Origin of the sequence: Pseudomonas sp., assembly GCF_037994325.1 — a bacterium.
GTDB lineage: Bacteria > Pseudomonadota > Gammaproteobacteria > Pseudomonadales > Pseudomonadaceae > Aquipseudomonas.
The window spans coordinates 1-5,700 of the sequence record NZ_JBBNAH010000691.1; the positions used below are offsets into that span (position 1 = coordinate 1).

5 protein-coding genes and 2 pseudogenes are annotated in these 5,700 nt (G+C 57.6%); 4 read left to right on the forward strand and 3 right to left on the reverse strand.

The features are described 5' to 3' along the window. Positions 1–154: 154 nt before the first annotated feature. The 3 genes and pseudogenes from AAAB16_RS22805 to AAAB16_RS22815 form a co-directional block, all read right to left on the reverse strand. Positions 155–1,291, reverse strand: coding sequence for a hypothetical protein (locus AAAB16_RS22805; protein ID WP_340665400.1), 1,137 nt, complete (start codon positions 1,289–1,291; stop codon positions 155–157). Positions 1,292–1,485: 194 nt separating this feature from the next. After that, positions 1,486–1,605, reverse strand: a pseudogene (locus tag AAAB16_RS22810) (two-component system response regulator); the annotation flags it as partial. A gap of 144 nt (positions 1,606–1,749) precedes the next feature. Then, positions 1,750–2,112, reverse strand: a complete 363-nt coding sequence (locus AAAB16_RS22815; protein ID WP_340665401.1) for a DUF5064 family protein — start codon at positions 2,110–2,112, stop codon at positions 1,750–1,752. A 291-nt stretch (positions 2,113–2,403) separates the two neighbouring features. Here AAAB16_RS22815 and arcD point away from each other — a divergent pair, with 291 nt between their 5' ends. The 4 genes and pseudogenes from arcD to AAAB16_RS22835 form a co-directional block, all read left to right on the forward strand. After that, positions 2,404–3,831 (forward strand): arginine-ornithine antiporter, encoded by a 1,428-nt coding sequence (gene arcD, locus AAAB16_RS22820; RefSeq protein WP_340665402.1) that lies wholly within the window; start codon positions 2,404–2,406, stop codon positions 3,829–3,831. A gap of 90 nt (positions 3,832–3,921) precedes the next feature. Continuing rightward, on the forward strand, positions 3,922–4,275 hold the full coding sequence (locus tag AAAB16_RS22825) for a DUF3302 domain-containing protein (RefSeq protein ID WP_340665403.1): 354 nt from the start codon (positions 3,922–3,924) through the stop codon (positions 4,273–4,275). 3 nt (positions 4,276–4,278) lie between these two features. Next, positions 4,279–5,238, forward strand: coding sequence for a biotin/lipoyl-binding protein (locus tag AAAB16_RS22830; protein ID WP_340665404.1), 960 nt, complete (start codon positions 4,279–4,281; stop codon positions 5,236–5,238). Between the two features lie 85 nt (positions 5,239–5,323). Continuing rightward, positions 5,324–5,700: pseudogene (locus AAAB16_RS22835) on the forward strand (polyphosphate kinase 2); the annotation flags it as partial.

Here is a 5,700-nt window from a genome sequence, read left to right on the forward strand (position 1 = left end):
TGATTTTTTTTGGGGGGGGGCGATTGTACGTCGAGGCCTATCTCGGTCAACAACAGGCGGTAAGCATGACAGGCAGCTTTTGGCCGTTAGCTGCCGATCACGACAGGCTGCAATCGGCCAGAAGTGGACATCTCGCGTGAGGAAATGCACGGCCTCAGGCCAACGTGGTGCCTATGTCCAGAAAACACTCGAAGCCTTTTGCCCATACCTTGAAGCGTACGCGAATGCCCTCGTGCGTCCAGAAAAGCGTGGAAGTGCCAGAGCCGTCACTGCGATAAATCTCAGTCACATTGAGCGCATTCAAGTGGCGACGTGCCGCGCTGAAGTCTATCGGGACGTCGCCCACGGTATAAATCTCGAATGCGGCGCGATCACCATCAGATACCGAGACGTAGTGCCCGAATCCGCTGAACGAATAGGCGCGGAGGTTTTTAAGCAATGCGAACAGGTCGGTGAACGCGATCCCGAGTACTGACGTTTCACTCATCTGCTGAATAAACGCATCCGGTTTGCCGCCCAACTCGTCAAAGTAGCGGGTAATCAACGGCCCAAAAACATCAGCCATAAAGGCCTTGTTGTGATCGGTGAACTTCACCGCTTTGATCGCGGACGGCGCAACACTGCCGATCTGTATTTTTGTAGGGCGTTGGGCAAATGCGACGACCTTTCCGTCATATTCGCCCGCTTCGAACACTGCTGAAAATGTGCAGGTTTTCTCGTGGTCATCCTCGGTCATTTTTGTCAGTGCGGCGGTTCCTTTGTACAGAAAATAACGTCCATCCTCGGCCTGCATATGCATGACGCAGTAGCGTTCGAACCTCGACGCTTTCCACTCGTGGCTCAGCAGTGTGGCTTTGACGGACACCCGGCCATTGGGCAGAAACTGATCGGATGCGGCCTGCAGAGGCGGCTTGGGCATAAGGGCCGCGCTGGCTTCGAACGCTTTTTTGCTGACCTTTTTGCCACCGATAAAGTAGTACTGCGTACCGCCATCATCTGCCGATTCGCTCAAGACGATGCGCGTGGCCCCCAGTTGAACCAGGCCAGGTACCAGCCAGAGCGGCGGATCGATTCGTCCCGCGTACGCTGCAATCGTCAGCACGCTGCCTTGCCTCTCCACGCGTTCGATGTCGATATCCTGACCAGGAGGTGCAACGACCTCTGGTGCGAGAGACGCTAGAACCGTTGACAGTTCGTAGGTATGGGCCGGCAGGTCTAAGTGCGCTTGAACACCTTGCGCCTGGGCTTCACTCGCAAACTGAACACTAAGGGAAATAAGGGTTTCGGACATTACGCGCAGTGCCTCCATGCAGGGTTGTTCGCCTTATTGCCGGCAGAACTGTAACCCAAGGCGGGGTAAAAAAGCTGGATCGCATACGCGCATGAGGGCTAAAGGAACGGATCAGACATCACTTTCGAAAGGGCGGAAGTCGGGACGATCAACCGACAAGGTGGCGGATTTTAGTAACCGCTTCTGGCTGACTGACTGGCGGCTTTGACTCTGTATCGGTCCTTGAGTAGATCGGCCAGTACCATCAGATTGTCAGGCGTGTCGTCCACGGCCAGAACAGTGGCTGCGAGGTATACATCTTGTCTGCCATCCATAGTCAACGCCCCTGCCTTGGAGAATGAGGTGGCGCGTGCACCGCCCCGGTGCCTGGAAGCGTAGCACCGGGAGTCCAAGTTGCCTCTACACCGACAGGAGTCCCCTCGCGCTACGTGCGTTATAGAAAAGCGATTGCACGTGTTTCACTCAAAATGCTCAGGGTTGATCGGCTCACCGGGTTGGATCGCCAGCTGTTCGCGGACATCGGCAAACATCGCATCGTAGTGTTTGTGCACCGACCCGATACTGCTCAGTGCCTTGGGTATCCCATATTTCTCGGCGATTTTCGTTACGTTTCGAGCGAAGTTATGCGCTTCGTCCCGCGGCAGAAAAAAGGTCTCCGAGAGGTCTTTGCCCTGGATGGTGCCATGCATGGTGAAGGACATGCCTTTGCCTTTTGCGGGGTCCTGTGCCAGGGCATAGTCGAGGTGGATGTTGTAGCTGACGTCACTTTTTGTCAGTGCGTGGCGCTCGATGTGCAAGTGACCGGGTGTAAACGTAGCCATAGCTTCTCCCTGACCGCCCTTGTTGTGTTGATGCCACCGTTGGCTGCGCTGGGGCTGATCTACTGGATGTGAACGCTAGTGCCTGCCGGCCATTTGTAAAGCGTGGCGCTGCACTTTTACGGCATCACCCGGTTCGTATTTATTCGAATTGCCTACGATGGCCCCACTTCCTCTCTCGTCGTCCGCAATCGGCCCGGCAAGGTCCTCGGCAGACTGTTGCTTTATGTGCTTGGTTAAACCCAGTGGCAACGGTACGTAATAGGGCGTCCGCCCACCCAGGGAGTGCTGAGCATGTCGCAGCCGATGCAAAAACTTCGTTTGAGTGCGCTTATCGCGTTGGTCGTGGGGTCGATGATTGGCGGCGGCATTTTTTCCCTGCCGCAGAATATGGCTGAGCGCGCAGACGCAGGCGCGGTATTGATTGGTTGGGGGATCACGGCCGTAGGCATGCTGACCCTGGCCTTTGTTTTCCAGATTCTCGCCAACCGCAAGCCAGAGCTCAATTCGGGCGTTTATGCCTACGCCAAGGCGGGGTTTGGCGATTACATGGGGTTTTCGTCGGCCTGGGGTTACTGGATCAGTGCTTGGCTGGGCAACGTGGGTTACTTCGTTCTGCTGTTCAGTACGCTGGGTTACTTCTTTCCGGTGTTTGGCCAAGGCAATACGCCCATCGCTATCGGTTGTGCCTCGCTGCTGCTATGGGCCGTGCACTTTCTGGTGCTGCGTGGAATCAAGGAGGCGGCCTTGATCAATCAGTTGGCCACGGTGGCCAAGGTGGTGCCGCTGGTGTTGTTTATCGTGATTGCCGCTGCCGCTTTTGATGCTGACATTTTCACCCGCGACATCTGGGGACGCAGCAACCCGAAATTCGGCAGCGTGATGGAGCAGGTACGCAACATGATGCTGGTGACCGTGTTTGTGTTTATTGGCATTGAAGGCGCCAGTGTCTACTCAGCCAGGGCGGAAAAACGTAGCGATGTGGGGCGCGCGACAGTGCTGGGTTTTCTCGGGGTGTTGGCCCTGTTGGTGCTGGTCAACCTGCTGTCGCTGGGCGTGATGAGCCAACCGGAACTAGCAGCGCTGCAAAACCCGTCTCTGGCAGTGGTGCTGGAACATATCGTTGGCCCGTGGGGCGCCTTGCTGATCAGTGTGGGCCTGGCGATTTCACTGCTGGGTGCATTGCTGTCCTGGGCTCTGTTGTGCGCTGAAATCCTGTTTGCCACAGCGCGGGACGACACCATGCCGGCATTCCTGAAGCGGGAAAATGCCAACCATGTGCCGGTCAACGCGCTGTGGCTTACCAACGGCATGATCCAGCTGTTTCTATTGATAACGCTGTTTTCGGCCGGTACCTACACCAGCCTTATCTACCTGGCCTCGTCGATGATCATGGTGCCTTACCTGTGGTCTGCGGCCTATGCGGTGCTGCTCAGCCATCGCGGCGAAACCTATGAGCAGGCTGGCGCCGAACGCCGCAAGGATCTGCTGATCAGCGCCATTGCGCTGAGCTACGCGGTATGGCTGCTGTATGCCGGCGGGGTTAAATATTTGCTGCTTTCGGCATTGCTGTACGCGCCCGGGGTGTTGCTTTTTGCCAAGGCTAAACATGAGCAAGGCAAACCGTTGTTCACGCCTGTAGAGACCGGCATTTTCAGTTGCGTACTGCTGGGCGCCGCCGCTGCTGCATATGGTTTGTATAGCGGGGTTTTGTCGCTGTAAGAAAATTTCGCCCATTGCCAGCAGAATTTGTACGGTCGTCCATACTCAGCCGACTTCGCTCGGGCACGCGCCGGAGCCGGGAGGCTTGGGATGCTCGACTACATAGCGCTGGGAATGCTGTTCTTCGTTGGCCTGGTGTTGTTCTACGGGATTATTGCGTTGCACGATATCCCGTACGAGATTGCGGTTCATCGCAACCACCCTCATCAGGATGCGATCCATGCGGCGGGCTGGGTCAGCCTGTTCACGCTCCATGTGTTGTGGCCGTTTCTATGGATATGGGCCATGTTGTACCGCAGCGACCGGGGGTGGGGGTTTAGTCAGGACAGCGCCAATTCGGCGGCACAGCTGCTTCCACAACTGGAAGCGTTGCGCCAGCGTGTTGAGGCGTTGGAGGGGCAACAGCTCGACCCGCTGCCAATCGATCTGGACAAGGAGGTCTAAGCCGTGGACCTGCTTCTGATCCTGACCTATGCCGCCATCTGCGTGGCCATTTTCAAGCTTTTCCGCATCCCGCTGAATAAATGGACGGTGCCCACGGCCGTGCTTGGCGGCATCATCCTGATCGGCACGCTGATCTTCGTGATGAATTACAACCACCCCTATTCGGAAGTGGCGCGCTCCTACTTTGTCACCACGCCGGTTATTCCGGCGGTGTCAGGCATGGTCATTGAGGTGCCGGTGCAAGGCAACCAGGTGATCGAAAAAGGTACGGTGCTGTTTCGCATCGATCCCAAGCCCTTTGAGTGGCGGCTCAGGGCGATCAAAGCCCAGCTTAAATCCGCCCGCGCCGATGAGGCACGCGCAAGTGAACTGGTGAAGCGCGAAGTCGGCAATCGTCGCAATCTGGACCTGGCCAGCGCCCAGGTGGACAACCTTGAAGCACAGCTTGGCCTGGCCCAGTTCGAGCTGGACAGCACGACAGTGCGAGCGCCTACGCGAGGCTTCGTCACCCATGTGTCACTGCGCCCCGGCATGATGGCCAGCCAATTGCCGTTGCGCCCCTCCATGGTGTTTGTGCCGGACGAAGGCCCTTACTTCACCGCCTGGATGCGGCAAAACAGCCAGTTGCGCCTGGCTGTTGGTGATGACGCCGAGGTGGCGTTCGATGGCATTCCTGGCCAGGTGTTTGCTGGCAAGGTCAAGCAGGTGATCGGCGTGATTGGCGAGGGACAGGTGCAGCCGTCCGGCACCCTGATCAGCTACAGCGGCTCACCGCCGGCGGGGCGGGTACCGGTGATTATCGAGATTACCGATCCGGCCTATGCCCAGTACGCCGCCCAGATGCCCGGCGGCTCGTACGGTCAGGCCGCGCTTTATAGCCAGCATTTCCACCATGTGGCGGTGATGCGCAAGATCTTGCTACGCATGGCGGCCTGGATGAATTACATCTTCCCCTTCCATTGACTGCCGGCTTGCGCCGGGTCGTTGCGGGTTAACCAAACCAGCCGCTGCGTGCGGTGACTGTCTGCACAGGGTCATGGAGGGCGAGATGACCAAATCGAAAAAGAAATCCAAGAAACCTTCAGCCCAAGACACACAACGGCTACCGGCCAAGGTGTACGAGGCCGAGCTGAAAAAACTGCACGTGGAGCTGGTCAAGTTGCAGCAGTGGGTACAGCAGGAGGGCCTGAAAGTGTGCGTGGTATTTGAAGGCCGTGACGGTGCGGGCAAAGGCGGCACCATCAAGGCGCTGACCGAGCGTGTCAGCCCGCGGGTATTTCGTGTGGTCGCGCTACCAGCACCCACCGAGCGGGAAAAAACCCAGATGTATGCGCAGCGTTACCTCACCCATCTGCCCGCAGCCGGCGAAGTGGTGATCTTCGACCGCAGCTGGTACAACCGCGCCGGTGTCGAACGGGTGATGGG

Excerpts from the sequence above, each read along its gene's own strand:
- arcD (WP_340665402.1), top strand. The coding sequence starts at position 2,404 with ATGTCGCAGCCGATGCAAAAACTTCGTTTGAGTGCGCTTATCGCGTTG.
- AAAB16_RS22825 (WP_340665403.1), top strand. The coding sequence starts at position 3,922 with ATGCTCGACTACATAGCGCTGGGAATGCTGTTCTTCGTTGGCCTGGTG.
- AAAB16_RS22815 (WP_340665401.1), bottom strand. The coding sequence starts at position 2,112 with ATGGCTACGTTTACACCCGGTCACTTGCACATCGAGCGCCACGCACTG.
- AAAB16_RS22805 (WP_340665400.1), bottom strand. The coding sequence starts at position 1,291 with ATGTCCGAAACCCTTATTTCCCTTAGTGTTCAGTTTGCGAGTGAAGCC.